General features: G+C 71.6%; 19 protein-coding genes and 1 tRNA gene. 8 read left to right on the top strand and 12 right to left on the bottom strand.

Going from position 1 to position 22,472, the window contains the following annotated elements; genetic code table 11:
- The first annotated feature begins 225 nt into the window (after positions 1-225).
- Positions 226-1,632, top strand: coding sequence for a type III PLP-dependent enzyme domain-containing protein (locus ACZ4V1_RS20265; protein WP_468337936.1), 1,407 nt, complete (start codon positions 226-228; stop codon positions 1,630-1,632).
- 256 nt (positions 1,633-1,888) lie between these two features.
- Here ACZ4V1_RS20265 and ACZ4V1_RS20260 read toward each other — a convergent pair whose 3' ends face one another.
- Both ACZ4V1_RS20260 and ACZ4V1_RS20255 read right to left on the bottom strand, forming a co-directional pair.
- Positions 1,889-2,473, bottom strand: coding sequence for a hypothetical protein (locus ACZ4V1_RS20260; RefSeq protein ID WP_468337763.1), 585 nt, complete (start codon positions 2,471-2,473; stop codon positions 1,889-1,891).
- Between the two features lie 131 nt (positions 2,474-2,604).
- Positions 2,605-3,465 (bottom strand): MurR/RpiR family transcriptional regulator, encoded by an 861-nt coding sequence (locus ACZ4V1_RS20255; RefSeq protein WP_468337760.1) that lies wholly within the window; start codon positions 3,463-3,465, stop codon positions 2,605-2,607.
- 176 nt (positions 3,466-3,641) lie between these two features.
- On the opposite strand from ACZ4V1_RS20255, the gene ACZ4V1_RS20250 reads away from it, so the two are divergent.
- Positions 3,642-4,076, top strand: a complete 435-nt coding sequence (locus tag ACZ4V1_RS20250) for a hypothetical protein (RefSeq protein ID WP_468337757.1) — start codon at positions 3,642-3,644, stop codon at positions 4,074-4,076.
- 402 nt (positions 4,077-4,478) lie between these two features.
- Here ACZ4V1_RS20250 and ACZ4V1_RS20245 read toward each other — a convergent pair whose 3' ends face one another.
- Positions 4,479-5,861, bottom strand: a complete 1,383-nt coding sequence (locus ACZ4V1_RS20245) for a cystathionine beta-synthase (protein ID WP_468337754.1) — start codon at positions 5,859-5,861, stop codon at positions 4,479-4,481.
- A 168-nt stretch (positions 5,862-6,029) separates the two neighbouring features.
- Here ACZ4V1_RS20245 and ACZ4V1_RS20240 point away from each other — a divergent pair, with 168 nt between their 5' ends.
- The 3 genes from ACZ4V1_RS20240 to ACZ4V1_RS20230 all read left to right on the top strand — a co-directional run bounded on the left by ACZ4V1_RS20240 (position 6,030) and on the right by ACZ4V1_RS20230 (position 9,573).
- Positions 6,030-7,052: an SGNH/GDSL hydrolase family protein gene (locus tag ACZ4V1_RS20240; protein ID WP_468337751.1), complete on the top strand. Its 1,023-nt coding sequence runs from the start codon at positions 6,030-6,032 to the stop codon at positions 7,050-7,052.
- 215 nt (positions 7,053-7,267) lie between these two features.
- Entirely contained in the window at positions 7,268-8,488 is a 1,221-nt protein-coding gene (locus ACZ4V1_RS20235) for an acetyl-CoA C-acetyltransferase (protein WP_468337748.1), read from the top strand.
- Between the two features lie 284 nt (positions 8,489-8,772).
- The gene (locus ACZ4V1_RS20230; protein WP_468337745.1) at positions 8,773-9,573 is read left to right on the top strand and encodes a hypothetical protein; all 801 of its coding nucleotides are present in this window, start codon (positions 8,773-8,775) and stop codon (positions 9,571-9,573) included.
- Between the two features lie 147 nt (positions 9,574-9,720).
- Here the strand turns inward: ACZ4V1_RS20230 and ACZ4V1_RS20225 are convergent, their stop codons facing one another.
- Positions 9,721-10,032, bottom strand: a complete 312-nt coding sequence (locus tag ACZ4V1_RS20225) for a hypothetical protein (protein ID WP_468337743.1) — start codon at positions 10,030-10,032, stop codon at positions 9,721-9,723.
- 103 nt (positions 10,033-10,135) lie between these two features.
- On the opposite strand from ACZ4V1_RS20225, the gene ACZ4V1_RS20220 reads away from it, so the two are divergent.
- Positions 10,136-10,366, top strand: coding sequence for a DUF4287 domain-containing protein (locus ACZ4V1_RS20220; protein WP_055417294.1), 231 nt, complete (start codon positions 10,136-10,138; stop codon positions 10,364-10,366).
- A 92-nt stretch (positions 10,367-10,458) separates the two neighbouring features.
- On the opposite strand, the gene ACZ4V1_RS20215 is transcribed toward ACZ4V1_RS20220, so the two are convergent.
- The 3 genes from ACZ4V1_RS20215 to ACZ4V1_RS20205 all read right to left on the bottom strand — a co-directional run bounded on the left by ACZ4V1_RS20215 (position 10,459) and on the right by ACZ4V1_RS20205 (position 12,992).
- A complete protein-coding gene (locus tag ACZ4V1_RS20215) occupies positions 10,459-11,370 on the bottom strand; it encodes a Bax inhibitor-1/YccA family protein (RefSeq protein WP_468337740.1) in 912 nt (303 codons plus the stop codon).
- A gap of 168 nt (positions 11,371-11,538) precedes the next feature.
- Positions 11,539-12,714, bottom strand: a complete 1,176-nt coding sequence (locus ACZ4V1_RS20210; protein WP_468337737.1) for a 4-hydroxybenzoate 3-monooxygenase — start codon at positions 12,712-12,714, stop codon at positions 11,539-11,541.
- A 194-nt stretch (positions 12,715-12,908) separates the two neighbouring features.
- Positions 12,909-12,992, bottom strand: a tRNA-Leu gene (locus tag ACZ4V1_RS20205).
- A 406-nt stretch (positions 12,993-13,398) separates the two neighbouring features.
- Here ACZ4V1_RS20205 and ACZ4V1_RS20200 point away from each other — a divergent pair.
- Both ACZ4V1_RS20200 and ACZ4V1_RS20195 read left to right on the top strand, forming a co-directional pair.
- Entirely contained in the window at positions 13,399-14,169 is a 771-nt protein-coding gene (locus ACZ4V1_RS20200) for an ABC transporter ATP-binding protein (RefSeq protein WP_468337734.1), read from the top strand.
- A gap of 54 nt (positions 14,170-14,223) precedes the next feature.
- Positions 14,224-16,752 carry an ABC transporter permease gene (locus tag ACZ4V1_RS20195; protein WP_468337731.1) on the top strand — a complete coding sequence of 843 codons (2,529 nt, stop codon included), beginning with the start codon at positions 14,224-14,226 and terminating at the stop codon, positions 16,750-16,752.
- Positions 16,753-16,888: 136 nt separating this feature from the next.
- Here the strand turns inward: ACZ4V1_RS20195 and ACZ4V1_RS20190 are convergent, their stop codons facing one another.
- The 5 genes from ACZ4V1_RS20190 to ACZ4V1_RS20170 all read right to left on the bottom strand — a co-directional run bounded on the left by ACZ4V1_RS20190 (position 16,889) and on the right by ACZ4V1_RS20170 (position 22,338).
- The gene (locus tag ACZ4V1_RS20190; RefSeq protein WP_468337728.1) at positions 16,889-18,190 is read right to left on the bottom strand and encodes a class I SAM-dependent methyltransferase; all 1,302 of its coding nucleotides are present in this window, start codon (positions 18,188-18,190) and stop codon (positions 16,889-16,891) included.
- Positions 18,191-18,424: 234 nt separating this feature from the next.
- Positions 18,425-19,843 (bottom strand): NAD(P)/FAD-dependent oxidoreductase, encoded by a 1,419-nt coding sequence (locus tag ACZ4V1_RS20185; RefSeq protein WP_468337725.1) that lies wholly within the window; start codon positions 19,841-19,843, stop codon positions 18,425-18,427.
- A gap of 419 nt (positions 19,844-20,262) precedes the next feature.
- Complete coding sequence (locus ACZ4V1_RS20180) at positions 20,263-21,204, bottom strand: Ppx/GppA phosphatase family protein (protein WP_468337722.1); 942 nt, start codon at positions 21,202-21,204, stop codon at positions 20,263-20,265.
- Complete coding sequence (locus ACZ4V1_RS20175; protein ID WP_468337719.1) at positions 21,201-21,806, bottom strand: DUF501 domain-containing protein; 606 nt, start codon at positions 21,804-21,806, stop codon at positions 21,201-21,203. Before ACZ4V1_RS20175 ends, ACZ4V1_RS20180 begins: the two co-directional genes overlap by 4 nt.
- Before the next feature lie 49 nt (positions 21,807-21,855).
- Positions 21,856-22,338, bottom strand: a complete 483-nt coding sequence (locus ACZ4V1_RS20170; RefSeq protein WP_468337716.1) for an FtsB family cell division protein — start codon at positions 22,336-22,338, stop codon at positions 21,856-21,858.
- Positions 22,339-22,472: the final 134 nt, after the last annotated feature.

Here is a 22,472-nt window from a genome sequence, read left to right as displayed (position 1 = left end):
TGTTACTGCGGATATTCATATCCTCACCTCGTGAATAGAACTAGTCAATACGTCCGTGTCCCGGCGCGGGCGCGTCGCGGGTGTTTGGCTGGATGTGTGGGGCAGGCAACGAGACGTACCGGCAGGCGGCGAGGGACGGAGGATCGCGTGAGCGACGGCACGGGCACGGGTACGGGCGGTGGCCTCGACGGCACGGGCACGGGCATGAGCGGTGGCCTCGACGGCATGAGCACGGGCACAAGAGGTGGCCGCAACGGCACGAGCGGTGGCCTCGGCGGCACCGACGCGGAGCCGGCGGCCCGGCGGGACCAGGCGGTGCGGGCGGCCGTGGAGCAGGGGCTGCTCGGACCCGGCACCCCCATCGTCGGGCTGCTGGACGTCGCCGGGATCCGGGAGTCGGCGGCGGCACTGCGGGCGGCGTTCGAGTCGGTGACGGCGGCCGGGACGCCCGTGCTGCACGCCTTCGCGGTGAAGGCGACCCCACTGGTCCCGGTGCTGCGGCTGCTGCACGAGGAGGGCATCGGCGCGGAGGTCGCGAGCCCGGGGGAGCTGGCGCTGGCGCGGGCGGCGGGGGTGCCGCCGGAGCGGACGGTGCTGGACTCGCCCGCCAAGACGCCGGGCGAGCTGCGGGAGGCGCTGGCGCTGGGCATCGCGGTCAACGCCGACAATCCGCAGGAGCTGAAGCGCCTCGACGGCCTGCTGGCCGAGGGGGCGAACCGCTCCACGAACCGCTCCCCGCTCGGCATCCGGGTCAACCCCCAGGTCGGCGGCGGGTCCATCGAGGCATTGTCGACGGCGACGGCGACCTCGAAGTTCGGGGTGGCGCTGCGCGACGAGGGGGCGCGCGAGTGGGTGGTACGGGCGTACCTGGACCGGCCGTGGCTGACCCGGCTGCACGCGCACACCGGGTCACAGGGCATTCCGCTGACCTTGATGGCCGAGGGCGTGGCCGAGACGTACGCGCTCGCCGAGGAGATCAACGAGCGGGCCGGTCGTCGGCAGGTCGACACACTCGACATCGGTGGTGGACTGCCGGTCAACTTCGCCTCGGACGAGACGACACCGACGTACGCCGAGTACGCGCGCGTGCTGCGCGAGGCCGTGCCGGGGCTCTTCGACGGGCGGTACGGGCTGGTCACCGAGTTCGGGCGGTCCCTGCTGGCCAAGCACGGCACGGTGGTGGCGCGCGTGGAGTACGCCAAGAGCGCCGGGGGGCGGCCGGTCGCGGTGACGCACGCCGGCGTGCAGGTCGCCACGCGGACGGTGTACGCGCCGGGGGCGTGGCCGCTGCGGATCGCCGCGTACGACGGCAAGGGGTTGCCGAAGCAGGGGGCGGACGTGGTGCAGGACGTGGCGGGGCCGGCGTGCTTCGCGGGGGACCTGCTGGCCGTGGGCCGGGCGATGCCGTTGCTGGAGCAGGGGGACTACGCGGCGGCCCTGGACACGGGTGCGTATTACTTCGCGCACCACTACGCGTACAACTCGCTGGCCCGGCCCGGGGTCTACGGGTTCGGTGCGGACGGCTCCGGGGGAGTCGCCTTCGCGACCGTGCGAGAGGCCCAGTCGGTGGCGGAGATCGTGTCGGAGGCGGGCGGGGCGCACGCGGACGCGCTGACGTCCCGGACACCCTGACGTCCCGGAGGCGCTGACGTCCCCGCCCGGATCACGACGCGGCTCGGATGGCGCCCTCAGGGGCACGGGGCTGTGACATTGGCGGCTACCGCCACGTGGGCGCGACCAGCCACGACGCACCCGCACCCGTGCCCCAACCCGAGCCCGTACTCCAACCCGTACCCATGCCCCAACCCGAGCCCGTACTCCAACCCGTACCCGTACCCGTGCCCCAACCCGCGCCCGTGCCCGAACCGACCCGGCCCCCTCCCCGGCGTCACACCAGCGCCGCCGTCTTCCGCCGGGCCCCGCCCGGGGCCGCGTCGCCCGCCGCGATGCCCGTACTGCGGTAGGCGCGGACCGCCTTGCCCGCAGGGCGGCCGGCGTTGCGGGCGAGCCAGTCCACGCGGACCCACAGCAGGACGTTCTCGGCCTGTTCGCGGCGGCCGATCCAGGCGGACTTCAGCCACAGACCGGTGCCGCACCCGGCCATCAGCAGTCCGGCGGCGGCGGGGACGGCGAAGGCGCTGCCCAGAGCGGCGGCGAAGGAGAGCAGGAGCCACCAGCGGTGGCCCCGGCGCCAGTTGCGTACCGTCACCGCGCGGTCCTGGAGCACGTCGTGCTTGCCCGCGCGGGCGGCCGAGCGGGCCAGGGCGGTGTACCGCCTTCGGCGCACGGACGCGACGACCGCCGCCGCGACGATGAACAGCGCGGCGCCCGCCAGGACGCCGATCCGGCGTCCGGTCAGCCCCGGCACCAGCACCCCGATGCCCGCCGCGAGTACGCCCAGCCACCACAACGGTGCCGCCCCCGCCCGTACGACGACGGCGACCCGAGCCAGCCCCTGTCCTCCGCGCGCCACGTCCGGCCTCCTGTTCCGTTCCGCTTCCCGCCATGCGTCTGAAGGGTGTGAGGCAAGGCAGGTTAACGGGAGAAGGTGAGACGAATCTGAGAACACGGCCGCCGGTGCCGGCGACCTCGTCTCCACCCGCCTCAGTCCACGAAGAGACCCCGGGCGGCCGCCTTCGTGTCGAACTCCTCGAGCCGGGCCTGGGCGTCCGGCAGGTCGTCGCACATGGCCTCCAGCAGCACCCGGCCGAGCAGCATCGGCGCGCAGGCGGTGTCGAAGGCGAGGCCGGTGCCGACGGCGGCGGGCAGCAGCAGGTCGGACACCTTGGCGACCGGCGCGAAGGCGGAGTCGGCGACGGTCACCACCGTGAGCCCCGCCTCCTTGGCGTGGGCGAGTGCGTCGACGACCTCGCGGGGATGCCGGGGCAGGGCGAAGCAGAGCAGGGCCGTCGCCCCGGCCCGGGCAGCGGCGTCGATGCGGTCGTGGAGCATCGTGCCGCCCTCGCCCAGGAACCGGACGTCGGGGTGGACCTTGGCGGCGAAGTAGGCGAAGCCGTGCGCCTGGGCCGCCGCGGCCCGCAGCCCGAGGACCGGCAGGGGCCGGCCGGCGGCCAGGATCCGGCCCGCCTCCCGTACCGGCCCGGGGTCGGCGAGCGCCTCCGCCAGGTGGCGCAGGTTCTCGATCTCGGCCTCCACCGCCTGCTGGTACTCGTTGCAGGAGCCGGTGTCCGCCGCCGGTTCCGCGGGGGCGACCTCGCGCAGATGGCGGCGCAGCGCCGGGTAGCCGTCGAAGCCGAGGGCGACGGCGAAGCGGGTCACGGACGGCTGGCTGACTCCGGCCAGCTCGGCCAGCTCCACGCTGGACAGGAAGGGCACCTCGGAGGCGCGCCGCACCATGCTGTGCGCGATGCGCCGCTGGGTCGGCGTCAGCCGGTGCCCCTCGAAGAGCGTCTGCAGCCGCGCGGCCGCGCTGTCGGCCCCGCTCGTCCCGCCGGCCCCGCTCATGGCGTGCTCCCCACGTGCTCCCCCTCGCCGCTATTCACCGTCCCCGATTTCTGCATACCGTTATACAGCGAGGTCGCGGCCCGCACGACGCCGAGCGTCTCCTCCCGCCCGCCCCCGCCGGAAAGCGGGGGCTACCCCCAGTGCCGACGGCACCCCGGCTGCCTACCGTGGAAGCCATGACGGGAATGGACGGGCGGGACACCGACCTCAAGAAGGAACTCGACGCCACCCTGCAGACCCGCAGGGAGCTCGGCGAGGAGTACGAGTCCGCGCTGGTCGACTCCTTCCTGGAGAAGGTCGACCAGCGCATCGACGGAACGGTCGAGCGCCGGGTACGCCGGCAGCTCGCCGAGCAGCAGATGGCGGCGGCCCGGGACAGCCGGTCGCCGAGGCCCACGGACTCCTTCGGGGAGCGTTTCGGCTTCGGCATCGTCTCGCTGGTGCTGGCGGTACCGCTGTCCGCGATCGGCGGCGGCGTCTCCGGCCTCCCCGGGCTGCTGGTCGCCTGGGCCGGCATCGTCGGCGTCAACGTCGTCCAGGTCGCCCGGACCAACCCGGGCCTCTTCGGACGCCGTCGCCGCGCCGGCAAGGACGACGCCTGGGAGGACTGAGGGCGGCAGGAGCGGAGCCGGTGGGCGGGAAGGACTGCGCGGGGACCGCCGCACCCCCATCGCTGGGGGGCGGGACGACGGCGGTCCCCGCGGGGGACGCGCGGTGCCGGGCCTCACGGCCGGGCGGCGCGCCCGTGGCGTCCATGGAGGTCCGGGAGCCGCTCCGGAAGGTCCTTGACGCCGTTCGGTGCCGGCCGGGACGGGGAGCCGCTCCCGTCCTGCCGACAACCTCACTCTCCCGGACGCGTGTTAAGCGTGTGCTGCGCGAACGTGTCGCGCGCGTACCGCTTCCGCGAAGTCCGCGGAGATCACCGGGCGCCTCGAGCCGGGCTCGCGAACCGCTGGTTCGCCGGGCGTTCACCAGCGCTTCGCGCCACGTCAGCTCTTCAGCTCTTCAGCTCTTCAGCTCTTCGCGAGGAACGACAGCAGGTCCTGACGGCTCACCACACCGGTCGGCTTGCCCTCGACGAGCACGATCGCCGCGTCGGCCTCGCCGAGCACCGACATCAGGTCCGCGACCGGCTCACCGGAGCCGACCTGCGGCAGCGGGGCCGACATGTGCTTCTCCAGCGGGTCCTCCAGCGAGGCGCGCTTGGCGAACAGCGCGTCCAGCAGCTCGCGTTCCACGACCGAGCCGACCACCTCGGCGGCCATCACGTCCGGGTGACCGGCGCCGGGCTTGACGATCGGCATCTGGGAGACGCCGTACTCGCGCAGGACGTCGATGGCCTGACCGACCGTCTCGTCCGGGTGCATGTGGACGAGGGAGGGGATGTGGCCGCCCTCCTTGTGGTTCAGGACGTCGGCGACGCGCGCGCTGGGGCCGGCGTCCTCCAGGAAGCCGTAGTCGGCCATCCACTCGTCGTTAAAGATCTTGCTGAGGTAGCCGCGACCGCTGTCCGGGAGGAGCACGACGACCACGTCGTCCTCGCCGAGCCGCGCCGCCACCTCCAGCGCGGCGACGACCGCCATCCCGCAGGAGCCGCCGACCAGCAGGCCCTCCTCCTTGGCGAGGCGGCGGGTCATCTGGAAGGAGTCCTTGTCGGAGACGGCGACGATCTCGTCGGCGACGTTCCGGTCGTACGCCGTCGGCCAGAAGTCCTCACCGACGCCCTCGACGAGGTAGGGGCGCCCGGAGCCGCCGGAGTACACCGAGCCCTCGGGGTCGGCGCCGACCACCTTGACCGCGCCGTCGCTGACCTCCTTCAGGTACCGGCCGGTGCCGGAGATGGTGCCTCCGGTGCCGACGCCGGTGACGAAGTGGGTGATCTTCCCCTCCGTCTGTTCCCACAGCTCGGGGCCGGTCGAGTGGTAGTGGGAGAGCGGGTTGTGCGGGTTGGAGTACTGGTCCGGCTTCCAGGCGCCCGGCGTCTCGCGGACCAGCCGGTCGGAGACGTTGTAGTAGGAGTCCGGGTGCTCGGGGTCGACCGCCGTCGGGCACACGACCACCTCGGCGCCGTACGCGCGCAGCACGTTGATCTTGTCGGTGGACACCTTGTCAGGGCAGACGAAGATGCACTTGTAGCCCTTCTGCTGGGCCACGATCGCGAGCCCCACGCCCGTGTTGCCGCTGGTCGGCTCGACGATCGTGCCGCCCGGCCGCAGGGCTCCGCTCTGCTCGGCGGCCTCGATCATGCGCAGGGCGATGCGGTCCTTCACCGAGCCGCCCGGGTTGAAGTACTCCACCTTGGCCAGGACGGTCGCCCTGATGCCCTTGGTCACGCTGTTGAGCCGCACCAGCGGGGTGTTGCCGACGAGGCTGATCATCGAGTCGTGGAAATGCACCGTGGTCTCCGGATGCTGCAAAAGATGTGGTCGGTATCGGTCCAGCCAGCCTATGGCCTGCCGGGCCCGCGATGCCCCGTGACGGTCGTTCACTCCCCGTTGAGATTGGGCGACCGTCCGTACGGGGCAAGCAGTGGGTGTACGGGTTGGAGGAGGTGGCGGCGACGTATGACGAGCATGTCGAGGGCGAGGGTGGCCCGGCGGATCGCGGCCGGCGCGGCGTACGGCGGCGGCGGCATCGGACTGGCCGGTGCGGCCGCGGTCGGTCTGCTCCTGGCGGAGGTGCAGCTGGCCAGACGCCGGGTGGGCATCGGCACACCGGACCGGGTGCCGAACGCACAGGGGCTGTACGGCGGCACCCTGCCGACGGCCGGCGAGCCGCCGCTGCGGCTGACGATGCTGGGCGATTCCACGGCCGCCGGGCAGGGCGTACACCGGGCCGGGCAGACGCCGGGCGCGCTGCTGGCGTCGGGGCTGGCGGCGGTGGCGGAGCGGCCGGTGGAGCTGGGGTCGGTGGCGGCGCCGGGGGCCTGTTCGGACGACCTGGACCGGCAGGTGGCGCTGGTACTGGCGGATCCGGGGGGCGTCCCCGACATCTGCGTGATCATGATCGGCGCCAACGACGTCACCCACCGGATGCCGGCGACCCGCTCGGTGCGGCACCTGTCGGGGGCGGTACGGCGGCTGCGTACGGCCGGCGCGGAGGTGGTGGTCGGCACCTGCCCGGACCTGGGCACGATCGAGCGGGTGCGGCAGCCGCTGCGCTGGCTGGCCCGGCGGACCTCGCGGCAGTTGGCGGCGGCGCAGACGATCGGCGTGGTGGAGCAGGGCGGGCGCACGGTGTCGCTGGGCGATCTACTGGGCCCGGAGTTCGCGCAGAATCCGCGGGAGCTGTTCGGCCCCGACAACTACCACCCCTCGGCCGAGGGATACGCCACGGCCGCGATGGCGGTGCTGCCGTCGGTGTGCGCCGCGCTCGGCCTGTGGCCGGCCGAGGAGGAGCGTCCCGACGCGCTGCGCCGCGAGGGGTTCCTGCCGGTGGCCCGGGCGGCGGCGGAGGCCGCGTCCGAGGCGGGCACGGAGGTCGCCGCCGCGATGCCGACCGGACCGCGGGGGCCGTGGGCGCTGCTCAAGCGCCGGCGGCGGCGCCGGGTGTCGGAGGCGGAACCCACCAGCCCGTCCGGCGTCTGAGGACGGGCCGTCCAGACCGGAGCGGGGGCTGGGGGGCGCGGTCCCCCGGGGGTGCCGGCCATGAGCCCCCGGCACGTGGGAACGCTCAGCCGCCGCACCCCCAAGCAAGCGCTTAGAAAGTTGCGGTCCATGTCACACTCCCGCACCCGTGACCCGGACCATACGTCCGGGTAACTTCCCCAGCAGCCGCCCAACCTCTTGCCACTGGAGCCGTGATGCCCGAAGCCGTGATCGTCTCAGCCACCCGCTCCCCCATCGGCCGCGCCTTCAAGGGCTCCCTCAAGGACCTGCGCCCCGACGACCTCGCCGCCACGATCATCCAGGCCGCTCTCGCCAAGGTCCCCGAGCTGGACCCGCGGGACATCGACGACCTGATGCTCGGCTGCGGTCTGCCCGGCGGCGAGCAGGGCAACAACCTCGGCCGGATCGTCGCCGTCGAGATGGGCATGGACCACCTGCCCGGCTGCACCGTCACCCGGTACTGCTCCTCGTCCCTGCAGACCTCCCGCATGGCCCTGCACGCCATCAAGGCCGGCGAGGGCGACGTCTTCATCTCGGCCGGCGTCGAGATGGTCTCCCGGTTCGCCAAGGGCAACTCGGACAGCCTGCCGGACACCCGTAACCCGCTGTTCGCCGAGGCGGAGGCCCGTACCGCCGAGGTCGCCCAGCAGGAGGGCACCACCTGGCACGACCCGCGCGAGGACGGCCTGGTGCCGGACCCGTACATCGCGATGGGCCAGACGGCGGAGAACCTCGCCCGCGCCAAGGGCATCACCCGGCAGGACATGGACGAGTTCGGCGTCCGCTCGCAGAACCTCGCCGAGGAAGCCATCAAGAACGGCTTCTGGGAGCGCGAGATCACCCCGGTGACCCTCCCCGACGGCACGGTCGTCTCCAAGGACGACGGCCCCCGCGCCGGCGTCACCCTGGAGGGCGTCCAGGGCCTCAAGCCGGTCTTCCGTCCCGACGGCCTGGTCACCGCCGGCAACTGCTGCCCGCTCAACGACGGCGCCGCCGCCGTCGTGATCATGAGCGACACCAAGGCCCGCGAGCTGGGCCTGACCCCGCTCGCCCGCATCGTCTCCACCGGCGTTTCCGGCCTCTCCCCCGAGATCATGGGCCTCGGTCCGGTCGAGGCGAGCAAGCAGGCGCTGTCGCGCGCCGGCCTGGCCATCGACGACATCGACCTGGTGGAGATCAACGAGGCGTTCGCCGCGCAGGTCATCCCCTCCTACCGCGACCTCGGCATCCCGCTGGAGAAACTGAACGTCAACGGCGGTGCCATCGCCGTCGGCCACCCCTTCGGCATGACCGGCGCCCGCATCACCGGCACGCTGATCAACTCCCTCCAGACGCACGACAAGCAGTTCGGCCTGGAGACCATGTGCGTCGGCGGCGGCCAGGGCATGGCCATGGTCATCGAGCGCCTGAGCTGACACCCTCCGAGGGACCGTCAGTAGCATCCCGCGGACCGAGCGTGACACCGCGGCCCGGAACCCCTTTCACGCCGGGGTTCTGGGCCGTTTTGTGACCCAATCTGCCCCAGGATGTGACCTACCTCTCCAGCCCCCTGGATTTACGCAGGTCAGAGCAACCACACCCCTACCTTCCGGGCACAAAGTCCTGTCCGTTTCGTGACGTTACGCACTGACAGACGGTTAGTCCTCCCTTCAAGCTGATGTAGGAAGTCGGGGGTCGACTTTGAACCGGGAGTACGTCAGTGAGCGCCATGCCGATCGCCCTGCTGCTCACCACGGCCGCCACGGGCGCCGTGGGCGTCGCCGTCCTGCGCAGCATTCTGGTGCTGCGCAGGACGGCGACGGCCCTGCGCACCGAGCTGGCCGAGAGCCGGGCCGCCGCCACGCGGGGCCGTGTGCCAGCGGCCCGCACCACCGCCGACGCCGAGGAGATACGCGCCGCCGTCGCCGAGGCGCTCGCCGAGGAGCGTGAGCGCGAGCTCGCCGAGGCCCGGGCCTTCTGGGCCGCCCAGGAGTCCCGGGACGCCTCCGACGCGCCGCTGCTGCTCGGGCTGTCCGACAGTGAACTGTTCCTGCCCCGGCAGGCCGATCTCGTGGGCCTGGAGCCGGTGGCCGAGCCCGGCGCGGACACCGACGAGCCCGCGGCGATGGACGCGGGCCCGAGGGAGTCCGCCGAGCTGGCCGCCGCCCGCCGCCGCCACCCCTCGCACCCGGACTTCGTACCGAACCAGTCGCCGGCCGTGGGCGACCACGAGCGCACCGTCGCCACCCTCGAGGAGCTGGCCGAGTCGAGCGTCGCGCTGGCGGACGTCCGCCCGGGGCCGCTGGGCACGCTCGACGTGTACGTCTTCGCCGACGGCACCACGCTGTGCATGACGCCGGGGCACCGCGAGACCGCGGAGCGCCTGGCCGCCGCGCTGGGCGCGGGCCAGACTCCGTACCTCCTGGGCGGCTCGGGAATCTCCGGCGCCTACACGCTGACCTTCGCCTGCGGCGAGGAGAACGTGTACATCCTGGCGGACCGCGTCATCGCGTCCGTCTAGTCGTCCGTCCGGTCGTCCGCCTGGTCGTCCATCCAGTCGTCCGCCTGATCGTCCGTCCATCCGTCCAGTCGTCCGCCTGGTCGTCCGTCCGGTCGTCCGCCTGATCGTCCGTCCGGTCACTTCCCCGTCGTTTCCGGGCCCGTCTCGTCAGACCCCGGCCCGCTTGCGGGCCTCCTCCACCAGCCCCACCGCTTCTTCCACCTGGCCCTCGTCGCTCAGCACGAGGGTCAGGTCGTGCGCGGCGACGGCGATCTGGTCGGCGGCGGCGAACATCCCCGCGTCCGGCATCACCCGCGGCTCCGTCCCCGGTTCCTCCACGAGCTGGGCGCGCCGGGCCAGCTCCCTGGCCAGCTCCAGCGCCTCGGCGGCGGCCCCGCGTTGCAGTCTGCTCTGCGGGGCGGCCCGCAGCCGGTCGGCGAAGTCGTCCACGGCACGGGTCAAAGGCGTCGTATCAACCACGGCGTGAGCGTACGCGCCCCTCCGGGACTGTTGCCAACGGGCGAACGCTCAGGCACGGTGACCTGAAGGACCGGCTTACAACCCCTTTCGCCCGGAGGCGCCGATGTCCCAAGTCTTCTCCGAGGAGACCCATCGCAACATGCTCGCCCGCATCCCGCACTGCACCGGTCGTGAGATCTCCGACTGGCTGCGCACCGTCGAGGACGGCCCCTCGCTCTTCCGCTTCGAGGAGAAGGTCAGCTGGCTCCGTCACGAACACGACCTCGCGTACGGCCACGCGAAGGCGATCATCCACGAGTACGACCTGAGAAGGGCCGCGCGCAAGCTGCGCTGAGCACGCGCCGCCGCCACGACGAGGAAGGGCCCCGGGCACAAGCCCGGGGCCCTTCGTCACGAAGCGCTCTGTCGAGTCGCCGCTCGTCGCCGCTAGTCGCTGCTGTTCAAGATCGCGATCAGCCGCAGGAACTCCAGGTACAGCCACACCAGCGTCAGCGTGAGGCCGAAGGCGGCGAGCCAGGCCTCCTCGCGCGGGGCGCCGTAGGCCAAGCCGTCCTCGACCTGCTTGAAGTCCATGGCCAGGAAGCAGGCGCCGAGGATGATGCCGACGACACCGAAGACGATCCCCAGCGTGCCGCTGCGGAAGCCGAGGCCGTCACCGCCGCCGAAGACGGCGAACAGCAGGTTCACCATCATCAGGAAGACGAAGCCGAGGGCGGCCGCCATCACGAAGCCGTAGAAGCGGCGGTTGACGCGGATCCAGCCGGCCTTGTAGGCGATCAGCACACCGGCGAAGACCGCCATCGTGCCGATCACGGCCTGCATGGCCGCGCCGTCGGCGATTCGGTTGTCGACGACGCTGGAGACGACGCCGAGGAAGACACCCTCGAACGCCGCGTACGACAGGATCAGCGCCGGCGAGGCCTTGCGCTTGAAGGCCTGGACGAGCGCCAGGACCATGCCGATCAGCGCGGCACCGATACCGATGCCGTAGGAGCGGCCGATGTTGGCGTCGTCCACGGGCAGCAGCGCCCAGGCGAGCGCGGCCGTCACCACGAGCACGCCGAGCGTGCTCGCCGTGCGGATGACGACGTCGTCCATCGTCATCCGGCCGGTGGTGACCGGCGCCTGCGGCGGCGCGCCGTACTGCTGGTCCTGCTGTGCGTACGGGTTCTGCGCGTAGGGGTTGCCGGCGGGCTGGGCGTACGGAGCGCCCTGCGCGTACGGGTTTCCCTGGGTGGCGACGGCGGGGCCCCCGGCCTGCGGCGCGGCGTTGAAGCCCGCGTAGCCGTTGTCGCGGCTGAACCCCCGTCGCGAGAAGACCGGGTTTCTGCTCCTCATTTCACTCCTCCATGGCCACACGGCGCAGCCTTGGCTCAAGAGTAATAGAACGGCAAAGGAATGACCCTACTGCTTGGGGAGGATCTTTCCCTCGCCTTGCCGCACAACACGCTACGCCGATCAGTGATTCCCCTCACGGGCGGGGTCGTGCGCGGGGCCGGGTACCACTCACCCGATCGGGAAACCGGTGTACGCCTCGGCGAGGTCGGTCTCGGCGGCGCGGGAGGTGGCGATCCGGTCGAGGCGGGCGAGCTGGAGCCGCTCCTCGAAGGGGGTCGCGTCGGGGGCGCGGTGCAGGAGGGCCGTCATGTCGTACGAGAAGCGCTCGGCCTGCCAGACGCGGCGCAGGCAGGTCTCGGAGTAGGCGTCCAGGAGTTCGTCGGAGCCGGTCTCCGTGCGGCGGACCAGCGCCCGCGCGAAGGTGACGACGTCCCCGACGGCGAGGTTGAGCCCCTTGGCGCCGGTGGGCGGCACGATGTGCGCGGCGTCGCCTGCCAGGAAGAGACGGCCGTGCCGCATGGGCTCGTGGACGTGGGAGCGCATGGGGGTGACCGTCTTCTGGGTGATCGGGCCCCGGTTGAGGACCCAGTCGTCGTCGGTCTCGAAGCGGCGGTCCAGTTCCGCCCAGATCTCCTCGTCGCTCCAGCTCTCGGCGTCCGTGTCCGCGGGCACCTGGAGGTAGAGGCGGGAGACGGACGGGGAGCGCATGGAGAGAAGGGCGAAGCCGCGGTCGTGGCGGGCGTAGACCAGCTCGTCGTGGGAGGGGGCGACGTCGGCGAGGATGCCGAGCCAGCCGAAGGGGTACGTCCGCTCGAAGGCGCGGCTCGATCCGGCCGGGAACGCTCCCCGGGCCACGCCCCGGAAGCCGTCGCAGCCGACGACGTAGTCGCACTCCAGGACGTCCTCCACGCCCCCCTGCCGGAAGCGGACGCGCGGGCGGTCGGTCTCGGCGCCGTCCACGGCGAGCGCCTCGGCCTCGAACAGCAGCGGGCCGCCCTGCTTCAGCTGGAGGGCGATGAGGTCCTTGCAGACCTCGGTCTGGGCGTAGACCATGACCGACCTGCCGCCGGTGAGGGCGGGAAAGTCGACGCGGTGGCGCCGCTTCGCGAACCGCAGCTCGATGCCGTCGTGGGGCAGCCCCTCGCGGTCCATCCGCTCTCCGGCCCCGGCGGCGCGCAGCACGTCCACGGTGCCCTGCTCCAGGATTCCGGCGCGCTGCCGCCGCTCGACGTAGGCACGGCCGCGGCTCTCCAGGACGACCGAGTCGATCCCGGCGTTGCGGAGCAGCCGGGCGAGGAGGAGTCCGGCGGGGCCGGCCCCGATGATGCCGACGGTGGTGCGCATCGGTCGTTCCCTTCGATTGTCGTCGTTGCCGCGTGGCTGCCCGCGTTGCCGCGTTGCCGCGCCGATCGCGTTGCCGCGGGCATCGTGGTTCGCGTAGTGAAGATTTCTTCACCAAACTGGGATGAGTCTCCGGCCGTGAGCAAGCCGCTGTCAACGGTCCGAGGGGAAGTATCGAGGGGTCGGCGACTCGGAGGTGCCCGGAGCCGGACTTGAACCGGCACGCCCCCGAAGGGGCAGCGAGGTTTAAGCTCGCCGTGTCTGCATTCCACCATCCGGGCAGGCCATGGGCTCCGCGTCGAGTGCCCCGAGCCTATCGGGGCGCGCCCCTCGAACAGCGGGCGGGCGGGCCGATGTTGTCTTATTTTATTGGCGCCTGAGGGAGCATCAGCTCCGGGGGCAGGCCATCCACACTCGCCAAGACCCTTGCGTGCGGCCGTCGGCCGCGCATGCGGAATGACGGAATTTCACCGTCTCTACAAGGACGTCCGCCCCGTTCTCGCACCGCGAGGCGCCGCGGCGGGCCCGTCAGGGTCACCCGTCATCCGCAGGTATGACACCGGCCCGCGCCGTCCGACCGAAGTCGCCCCTCGAAACCGGAACAGCGGCTGACTACACGGCGTCCCGCGGCCGGAAGGATGGAGAACGTCCCCGAGCACACGCCGTACCGACAGGAGCGCCCTTCCCGTGACCACCGCACCCATCGCCGACCGGACCACCACCGTGGCCGCACGCGCCACGGAGCTTTCCAAGATCTACGGCCAGGGTGAGACCCAGGTGGTCGCCCTGGACCGGGTCTCCGTCGACTTCCGGCAGGCCGAGTTCACCGCGATCATGGGCCCCTCCGGCTCCGGCAAGTCCACGCTGATGCACTGCGTCGCCGGACTGGACACCTTCTCCTCCGGCTCGGTGCGCATCGGCGACACGGAACTGGGCTCCCTGAAGGACAAGCAGCTGACCAAGTTGCGCCGGGACAAGATCGGTTTCATCTTCCAGGCGTTCAACCTGCTGCCGACGCTGACCGCGCTGGAGAACATCACTCTCCCGATGGACATCGCGGGCCGCAAGCCGGACAAGCAGTGGCTGGACTCCGTGATCCGGATGATCGGGCTGGCCGACCGGCTCGGCCACCGTCCCTCCCAGCTCTCCGGCGGCCAGCAGCAGCGGGTGGCCGTGGCCCGGGCGCTGGCCTCCCGGCCGGAGATCATCTTCGGTGACGAGCCGACCGGAAACCTCGACTCCCGTTCGGGCGCCGAGGTGCTGGGCTTCCTGCGCAACTCGGTGCGGGAGCTGGGGCAGACCGTGGTGATGGTGACCCACGACCCGGTGGCCGCCGCCTACGCGGACCGGGTGGTCTTCCTCGCGGACGGACGCGTCGTCGACGAGGTGTACGGGCCGACGGCCGACTCGGTGCTGGACCGCATGAAGCAGTTCGACGCCAAGGGCCGCACCAGCTGACGTCCGCCCGCCCACCCCGTACCTCTCGTACGTACGTCTGGACTGAGAAGACCCATGTTCCGTACCGCCTTGCGCAATGTCTTCGCGCACAAGGCCAGGTTGTTGATGACCGTGCTCGCCGTGATGCTCGGCGTGGCGTTCGTGTCGGGCACCCTGGTCTTCACCAACACCATCTCCGACGCCCTGCAGAACAGCTCCGCCAAGGGCTTCGACCACGTCGACGTCGCCGTGACCGCCGAGTACCAGGACTCCGAGGGCGACAAGGTCGGCGAGGTCCCCGAGCTGACCCGGGCCCACCTGGACGAGAGCGCGAAGGTGCCCGGCGCGGCCTCCGCCGTGGGCGTGGTCTCCGGCTTCACCGCCGTCGCCGACAAGGACGGCGATCTGATCGGTGACGGCTGGAGCACCAAGGGCGGCAACTACTGGGGCGAGAAGGACCCCCGCTACCCGCTGACCGCCGGGCACGCCCCGAAGGGCGCGGGCGAGATCCTCATCGACTCCGAGACCGCGAAGCGCACCGGTTACGGCGTCGGTGACACCGTGCGGATGTCCGTCGACGGCCCGGTGCTCAACCCGAAGGTCGTCGGCGTCTTCACCACCGACGACGGCAACGTCGCGGCCGGCGGCAGCCTCACCCTGTTCGACACGGCGACCGCGCAGAAGCTCTTCGGCAAGGCCGGCGCCTTCGACTCGATCGACGTCCAGGCGAAGCCCGGCGTCACCCAGACCGCGCTGAAGGCGGAGCTGGACAAGGCGCTGCCGAGGGACCTCGTCGAGACCACCACCGGCAAGGAGCTGGCCGACGACCAGGCGGAGACGATCGCCTCGTCGATGAGCAGCATGAAGCAGGGGCTGCTGGTGTTCGCCGGCATCGCGCTGTTCGTCGGCACGTTCATCATCGCCAACACCTTCACCATGCTGGTCGCCCAGCGCACCAAGGAGCTGGCCCTGATGCGGGCGGTCGGCGCCTCCCGCCGGCAGGTCACGCGGTCGGTGCTGATCGAGGCGTTCGTGGTGGGCGTCGTCGCCGCGGTGACCGGTCTGCTCGCGGGCATCGGCATCGGCGCCGGGATGCGCTCCCTGATGGGCTCGATGGGCGCCGTGGTGCCCGACGGTCCGCTGGTTGTCTCGCCCGGCACGATCGTCGCGGCCCTCGTGGTCGGTGTCCTGGTCACCATGCTGGCGGCGTGGCTGCCGGGCCGCCGGGCGGCGAGGATCCCGCCGGTCGCGGCCATGAGCAGCGTGCACGCCAAGGCCACGGCCAAGTCACTGGTACTGCGCAACACGCTGGGCGCGCTGGTCTCCGCCGCCGGCATCGCGGTCGTCCTCGGGGCGACGTCGATGAGCGGTTCGGACGGACAGGCCCCGATGGCCATGGGCGCGGTGCTGCTGATCATCGGCGTGTTCATCCTGACGCCGCTGCTGTCGAGGCCGCTGATCGCCGCCGCCGCGCCGGTGCTGCGCGTGTTCGGCATCTCGGGCAAGCTGGCCCGGCAGAACTCGGTGCGCAACCCGCGCCGCACCGCCGCGACCGCCTCCGCGCTGATGATCGGCCTGACCCTGATCACCGGCATGACGGTGATGGCGGGCAGCCTGCAGAAATCGATCGACAAGATGGCGTCGGAGTCGATCAAGGCCGACTACGTGGTCTCCATGGCCAACCGCACCCAGCTCTCGCCGGACGTGGCCAAGACGCTGGCCGGGGCGGACGGGGTCAGCGCCATCAGCCCGCTGCGCGACGCGGAGTCCCGCATCGGCGGCGAGACCGCATACCTCACCGGCGTCAACGGGTCCACGATCGGCGAGCTGACCGACCTCAAGGTCGAGCAGGGCACCTTCGAGGTGGGCGGCGACAAGGTCGCCGTCGACGCCGACACCGCGAAGGACCGCGGCTGGAAGGCCGGCTCCACCTTCACCGCCGCGTACGAGGACGGCGCGAAGCAGAAGCTCACGGTCACCGGGGTGTACGAGGGCAACGACCTTTTCCGCGGCATCATGATCGACCTGGCCAACCTCGCCCCGCACCAGTCCGACCCGGTCGACATGCGGGTCATGGTGAAGATGTCCGACGGGACCTCGGCGGCCTCGAAGGACAGCCTGGAGCAGGCGCTCGACACCAACCCGGCGATCAAGATCCAGGACAAGCAGGACGTCTCCAACGAGATCGCGAAAAATATGACACTGATGCTGAACATGCTCTACGGCCTGCTGGCCATGGCGGTGATCGTGGCGGTCCTCGGTGTCATCAACACCCTGGCCATGTCGGTCTTCGAACGCTCCCAGGAGATCGGCATGCTGCGGGCGATCGGCCTCGACCGCCGGGGCATCAAGCGGATGGTCCGCCTGGAGTCCCTGGTGATCTCCCTCTTCGGCGGGGTGCTCGGCATCGGGCTCGGCGTGTTCTTCGGCTGGGCGGGCGGCGAGCTGATGGGCACCTCCGTTCCGACGTACGAACTGGTCCTGCCCTGGGGCCGGATGGGCGTCTTCCTGCTGCTGGCCGCCGTCGTGGGCGTCCTGGCGGCGCTGTGGCCGGCCCGCAGGGCGGCGCGCCTGAACACGCTCCAGGCCATCAAGGCGGAGTAGCCGGTACGGCGGACCGGCCCCGTCGGCACACCGCCGGTACGGCGGACCGGCCCGCGCGGCGGAGCAGCCGGCAGGTGCGAGGAGGGCCCCGTTCCCGGGTGGGAGCGGGGCCCTCGCGCGTGCGCGGGGCGTGGGCTCAGTTCCAGGTGCGGGCGCGCAGCGGCATGCCGGAGCGGCCCGGCTCGGGGGTCTTCACGGCGAGGACCTGGTTGACGCCGATGCGGTTGCGCTCGAAGGCGAGCGCCGAGGCGGCCATGTACAGCTGCCAGACACGGGCGCGGCCGGGGGTGACCAGCCTCGTGGCCGCCGCCCATTCGGACTCCAGGTTGGCGACCCAGCGGCGCAGGGTGAGCGCGTAGTGCTCGCGGATCGACTCCACGTCGCGCACCTCGAACCCGGCGCGCTCCAGCTGTGTGACGGTGGTGCCGACGGGGGCCAGTTCGCCGTCGGGGAAGACGTAGGCGTCGATGAACTCGTCCACGCTGTAGACGGACTCGTCCCGACGGGGGCGGCGGGCGATCTGGTGGTTCAGCAGCCGACCGCCGGGCTTGAGGAGCCTGAACAGGTCGACGGCGTACTCCAGGTACCGCTCGGCGCCGACGTGCTCGGCCATACCGATGGACGAGATGGCGTCGTACGGCCCGTCCGCGACGTCCCGGTAGTCCTGGACGCGGATCTCCACCCGGTCGGTGAGCCCCTCGCCGGCGACGCGCTTGCGGGCGAACGCGGCCTGCTCCTGGGAGAGCGTGACGCCGACGACGCTCACGCCGTGCTCGCGGGCCGCGTGGATCGCCATGGAACCCCAGCCGCAGCCGACGTCGAGGAGGCGCTGACCGGGGGTCAGGGCGAGCTTTCGGCCGACCAGTTCGAGCTTGTCGCGCTGGGCGTCCTCCAGGGTGCCGCCCTCGGCCGGGAGCGCCGGCCAGTAGGCGCAGGAGTACACCATGGACGGGCCGAGGACCAGCTCGTAGAAGTCGTTGCCGACGTCGTAGTGGTGGCTGATGGCGCGTCTGTCGCTGCGCTTGGTGTGCAGGTGGCCGCGGGCCCGGCGGACCTCCTCCGGCGGCGGGGCGGGCGGCAGGGGCGGCCCGGCGAGCCTGACCAGGCCGCGTACGGCGGCCCGGACCTCGGGGTCGCGGAGGGCCTCGCCCAGGCCGCGGGCGTCCTCACCGCGCTCCCAGACGAGGCCGGCCATCAGGTCGAGGGTGGTGTAAAGGTCACCGTCGACACCCAGGTCACCGGCCACCCAGGCGCGGGCCAGGCCCAGCTCGCCCGGCTTGAACAGCAGGCGCCGCAGGGCCCGGCGGTTGTGGACGACGAGTGTGGGCGCGCCCGGCGGACCCGCCTGCGAACCGTCCCAGGCGCGGATGCGCACCGGGAGTGGTGCTCCCAGCAACTGTTCGAAGAGGCTCTGCAGCCGCAGCGCGGCGTCAGCCATGGCATACCTCCGTGACGAGCTATCCCGGAATGTCCATCACCACGTAAACACCTGGGGGCCCGCCGCACAGTCCCCGGCGCGCGTTACGACTGAGCAAAATACCTGTACACACCATCGGAATTGCCGCCCCATCGACGCGGCACGCGGGAGCGCTCGGGGCAGCGCGAAGGGGCCGCCCGCACCACGGATGGCGGGCGGCCCCTTCGGGGAGCTACTGCGGGAGGTGACCGGAGGTCAGGAGGCCTTGGCCTTCTCCTCGGTCTTCTCCGACTTCGCGGCCTTCTCGCTCTTGTCGGCGGCCTTCGGCGCGGCGGCCGGCGCCGGCTTGGCGGCCTCGTAGAACTCCTCGCGCGGGGTCTCCATCGCACCGAGGGAGACGACCTCGCGCTTGAGGAACATGCCGAGCGTCCAGTCCGCGAAGACGCGGATCTTCCGGTTCCAGGTCGGCATCGCGAGACCGTGGTAGCCGCGGTGCATGTACCAGGCGAGACGTCCCTTGAGCTTGATCTTCATCTTGCCCATGACGATCATCGCCACGCCCTTGTGCAGGCCGAGGCCCGCCACCGCGCCCTTGTTGGCGTGGCTGTAGTCCTTCTGCGGGAAGCCCCGCATACCGGAGATCACGTTGTCGCCGAGGACCTTGGCCTGGCGCAGCGCGTGCTGGGCGTTCGGCGGGCACCAGGCGTTCTCGTTGCCCGCCTTGCGGCCGACCAGGTCCGGCACCTGGGCGTTGTCGCCCGCGGCCCAGATGTAGTCGGTGCCCTTGACCTGGAGGGTCGGCTCGCAGTCGACGTGACCGCGGGGACCCAGCGGCAGGCCGAAGCGGGACAGCGCCGGGTTCGGCTTGACGCCGGCCGTCCACACGATGGTGTTGGAGTCGACCTCCAGGCCGTTCTTCAGCACCACGTGGCCGTCTACGCAGGAGTCCATGGAGGTGGACAGGTAGACCTCGACACCGCGGCCCTCGAGGTGCTCCCTGCCGTACTGGCCGAGCTTCGGACCGACCTCGGGGAGGATCTTGTCGGCGGCGTCCACCAGGACGAAGCGCATGTCCTCGCGGGAGACGTTCTTGTAGTACTTGGCCGCGTCGCGCGCCATGTCCTCGACCTCACCGATGGTCTCCGCGCCGGCGAAACCGCCGCCGATGAAGACGAAGGTGAGCGCCTTGCGGCGGATCTCCTCGTCGGTGGTGGAGTCGGCCTTGTCGAGCTGCTCAAGGACGTGGTTGCGCAGGCCGATGGACTCCTCGATGCCCTTCATGCCGATGCCCTGCTCGGCGAGGCCGGGGATCGGGAAGGTGCGGGAGACCGCGCCCATGGCGATGACCAGGTAGTCGAAGGGCAGCTCGTACGCCTCGCCCACGAGGGGGGAGATCGTGGCGACCTTGCGGTCCTGGTCGATGGTGGTGACCCGGCCGGTGAGGACCTCCGCCTTCGGAAGCACGCGTCGCAGGGGGACGACGACGTGCCGCGGGGAGATGTTGCCGGCGGCGGCTTCGGGGAGGAAGGGCTGGTAGGTCATGTACGACCGCGGGTCGACGACGGTGACGGTCGCCTCGCCGTAACGCATCTTCTTCTGGATGCGTCGAGCTGCGTACAGGCCTACGTACCCACCGCCTACTACGAGGATCCTGGGACGCTCCGTGGTGCTCATGCCATCGAGTATCCACCCGGCTGAGGGGGGTGGTTCGTGCGCCCCTTCACAAGCACTTGTCAGGGCTGTGTTACCATCCGCCACTTACGTGATCCAGGTCATGGTGAGGAAGGGAACCGGCGCGTACGGCACCCCGTTGTCAATGCCGCGTGAGCTGCTCCTCCGCATCGCCTGGGACAGTGGACCAGCCCTCCGCGACCCTCCCCCGGCAACCGCGGCGGACACCGTCCTGAACACGTTCAAAGGGCAGCTGAACCACCAAAAGGGTCAACCGGCGCGCATTCGTCGTCCGACAGGGCCCAATTCCTTGTGAAGAACTTCACGAACTTTCCCGACGGGATGTCACCGAGGGGCCCCGAAGGGCCCCCCAAGGCACGCTCAATCGTCGTCCGTCCTGCTCAGACAGCGACCGCGGACACCTACGCCACCGACCACGCGATGCCGTCGAGGATGTCGTGCTCGCTCACCACGACCTCCTCGGCGCCCGTCCGCTCCATGATCGAGAGCAGTACGAGCGCCCCCGCCCCGATCACGTCGACGCGGCCCGGATGCATGGAGGGGACGGCCGCGCGCTCGGCGTGGGTGGAGCGCAGCAGCCAGTCGCTGATCTCCCGGACCCGCTCGCGGGTGACCCGGGAGTGGTGGATGGCGGCCGAGTCGTACTCCGGAAGCCCCAGCGCGATCGCCGAGACCGTCGTCACGGACCCGGCCAGCCCGACCAGCGTGCGCGCCTCGCGCAGCGGCACGGTCTCCTCGGCCAGGTCCAGGGCGGCCTCGATGTCGCCCCGCATCGCCGCGATCTGCGCCTCGGTGGGCGGGTCGGTCACCGCGCCGTCGCGCACCAGGTGCCGCTCGGTCATCCGGACGCAGCCGACGTCCACGGAGCGGGCGGCGCGCACGTGGTCGTCGCCGACGACGAACTCGGTCGAGCCGCCGCCGATGTCGACGACCAGGTAGGGCTTGTCGAGGTGGTCCCGCCCGCCCAGCTCCTTCGTGGCACCGGTGAAGGAGAACTCGGCCTCCTGGTCGCCGGAGATGACCTCCGGTTCCACGCCGAGGATGTCCAGCACCCCGCGCACGAACACGTCCCGGTTCTCCGCGTCCCGGGAGGCGGAGGTCGCCACGAAGCGCAGCCGCTCGGCGCCGTGCTCCTTGACGGCCTCGGCGTACTCGCGGCAGGCGGCGAAGGTCCGCTCCAGCGCCTCGGGCGCCAGCCGCCCGGTGCGGTCGACGCCCTGGCCGAGCCGCACGATGGTCATGCGGCGGTCCAGGTCGGTCAGCTCGCCCGTCACCGGGTCGGCGTCGGCCACCAGGAGACGGATGGAGTTCGTACCGCAGTCGATGGCGGCGACCCGGGTCACTCGGCGTCTCCTTCGATCGGCTTGAACGCGAAGTGGCCTGAGCCGTCCTCGGACGCGTCCACCTGCCAGCCCGCACCGGAGGGCGGCTGCGCGGTCGTCACGCACGGCCCCTTGCGCCACCACTCCGGGAGCATCGCGATCGCCTCGTCGCCCAACGGGTTGACGCCGGGACCGGCCGCCAGCGAGTGGGCGACCAGCACGTGCAGGCACTTGACGCGGTCCGGCATGCCGCCCGCGCTCGGGAAGCCGGTCAGCTCCTCGATCTCGTCGCGGCGCCGGATGTAGTCCTCGTGCGCGGCGCGGTAGGCGGCGGCCAGCTCCGGGTCGGCGGCCAGCCGCTCGGTCATCTCCTTCATCACGCCGTTCGCCTCCAGCGTGCCGATGGCGGAGGCCGCCTTCGGGCACGTCAGGTAGTAGAGCGTGGGGAAGGGCGTGCCGTCGGGCAGGCGCGGCGCCGTCTCCACGACGTCCGGCTGTCCGCAGGGGCAGCGGTGCGCGATGGCGCGCAGGCCGCGCGGAGGCCGCCCGAGCTGCTGCTTGAAGGCCTCCACGTCCGCGTCGGTGGGATCGGTGCGCGGGGTGGTCGGCGGGGGAGTCTGCATGACTGTCTTCTGCTGGTCTTCCTGTTGAGTCACTGCCGGCGCGGTCGGTTCACGGCCGGCGGGCGGCGGCGTCGGCCTTGTCGACCCCGTCCCAGACGTTCCGGTACCAGGGACGGTCGGCCCCGCCGGACTCGGCGCGGGCCTGCTTGGCCGCGTCCGGGTCGACGACGACGAATCCCGTCTCCCCCGGCATCACGTAGTGCAGCCGCAGCCGGATCTGCTGCTCGGCGTAGGCGTCGTCCTGCCAGCGCGCCTTGAGGTCGCGCAGCTCCTCGACCCGGTCACGGGTCTCCCGCTGCTCCCGCTGGAGGTCGGCTACCTCGGCCCGCTGGGCGACGTACTGCCGTATCGGGTAGGCGAGCGCCACGACGAGCGAGCAGAGCACCATCGCGAGGAGCGCGGCCCGGCCGGTCAGCCGGGAGCGCCGGGCCTGGCGCTTGGTCTGCGAGCGGTAGACCCGGGCCGCGGTCTGTTCCCCGATGGTCCGGATCCTGGTCGCGGTGGAGAAACGGTCCCGGTCCTTCACCGCCATGTCCCCGCCTCCCGTCCACCTTCATGCGTCGCGTTCATGCGTCGCCATACGTCGTCATGGCCGTCATACGTGCGTACGTCCCCGCACACGGTACGGGACCGAGTACGGGGACGTACGTACGACGCTGCCTCCGA

It is taken from the genome of Streptomyces sp. NPDC028991, assembly GCF_055564775.1.
This window is presented reverse-complemented; position numbering and strand designations above follow the sequence as displayed.

Coding starts and splice junctions, on each gene's coding strand:
- ACZ4V1_RS20265 (WP_468337936.1), top strand. CDS start 226: ATGAGCACGGGCACAAGAGGTGGCCGCAACGGCACGAGCGGTGGCCTC.
- ACZ4V1_RS20210 (WP_468337737.1), bottom strand. CDS start 12,714: ATGCGCACCACCGTCGGCATCATCGGGGCCGGCCCCGCCGGACTCCTC.
- ACZ4V1_RS20250 (WP_468337757.1), top strand. CDS start 3,642: ATGACGGGAATGGACGGGCGGGACACCGACCTCAAGAAGGAACTCGAC.
- ACZ4V1_RS20215 (WP_468337740.1), bottom strand. CDS start 11,370: ATGAGGAGCAGAAACCCGGTCTTCTCGCGACGGGGGTTCAGCCGCGAC.
- ACZ4V1_RS20220 (WP_055417294.1), top strand. CDS start 10,136: ATGTCCCAAGTCTTCTCCGAGGAGACCCATCGCAACATGCTCGCCCGC.
- ACZ4V1_RS20235 (WP_468337748.1), top strand. CDS start 7,268: ATGCCCGAAGCCGTGATCGTCTCAGCCACCCGCTCCCCCATCGGCCGC.
- ACZ4V1_RS20195 (WP_468337731.1), top strand. CDS start 14,224: ATGTTCCGTACCGCCTTGCGCAATGTCTTCGCGCACAAGGCCAGGTTG.
- ACZ4V1_RS20255 (WP_468337760.1), bottom strand. CDS start 3,465: ATGAGCGGGGCCGGCGGGACGAGCGGGGCCGACAGCGCGGCCGCGCGG.
- ACZ4V1_RS20185 (WP_468337725.1), bottom strand. CDS start 19,843: ATGAGCACCACGGAGCGTCCCAGGATCCTCGTAGTAGGCGGTGGGTAC.
- ACZ4V1_RS20175 (WP_468337719.1), bottom strand. CDS start 21,806: ATGCAGACTCCCCCGCCGACCACCCCGCGCACCGATCCCACCGACGCG.
- ACZ4V1_RS20240 (WP_468337751.1), top strand. CDS start 6,030: ATGACGAGCATGTCGAGGGCGAGGGTGGCCCGGCGGATCGCGGCCGGC.
- ACZ4V1_RS20190 (WP_468337728.1), bottom strand. CDS start 18,190: ATGGCTGACGCCGCGCTGCGGCTGCAGAGCCTCTTCGAACAGTTGCTG.
- ACZ4V1_RS20170 (WP_468337716.1), bottom strand. CDS start 22,338: ATGGCGGTGAAGGACCGGGACCGTTTCTCCACCGCGACCAGGATCCGG.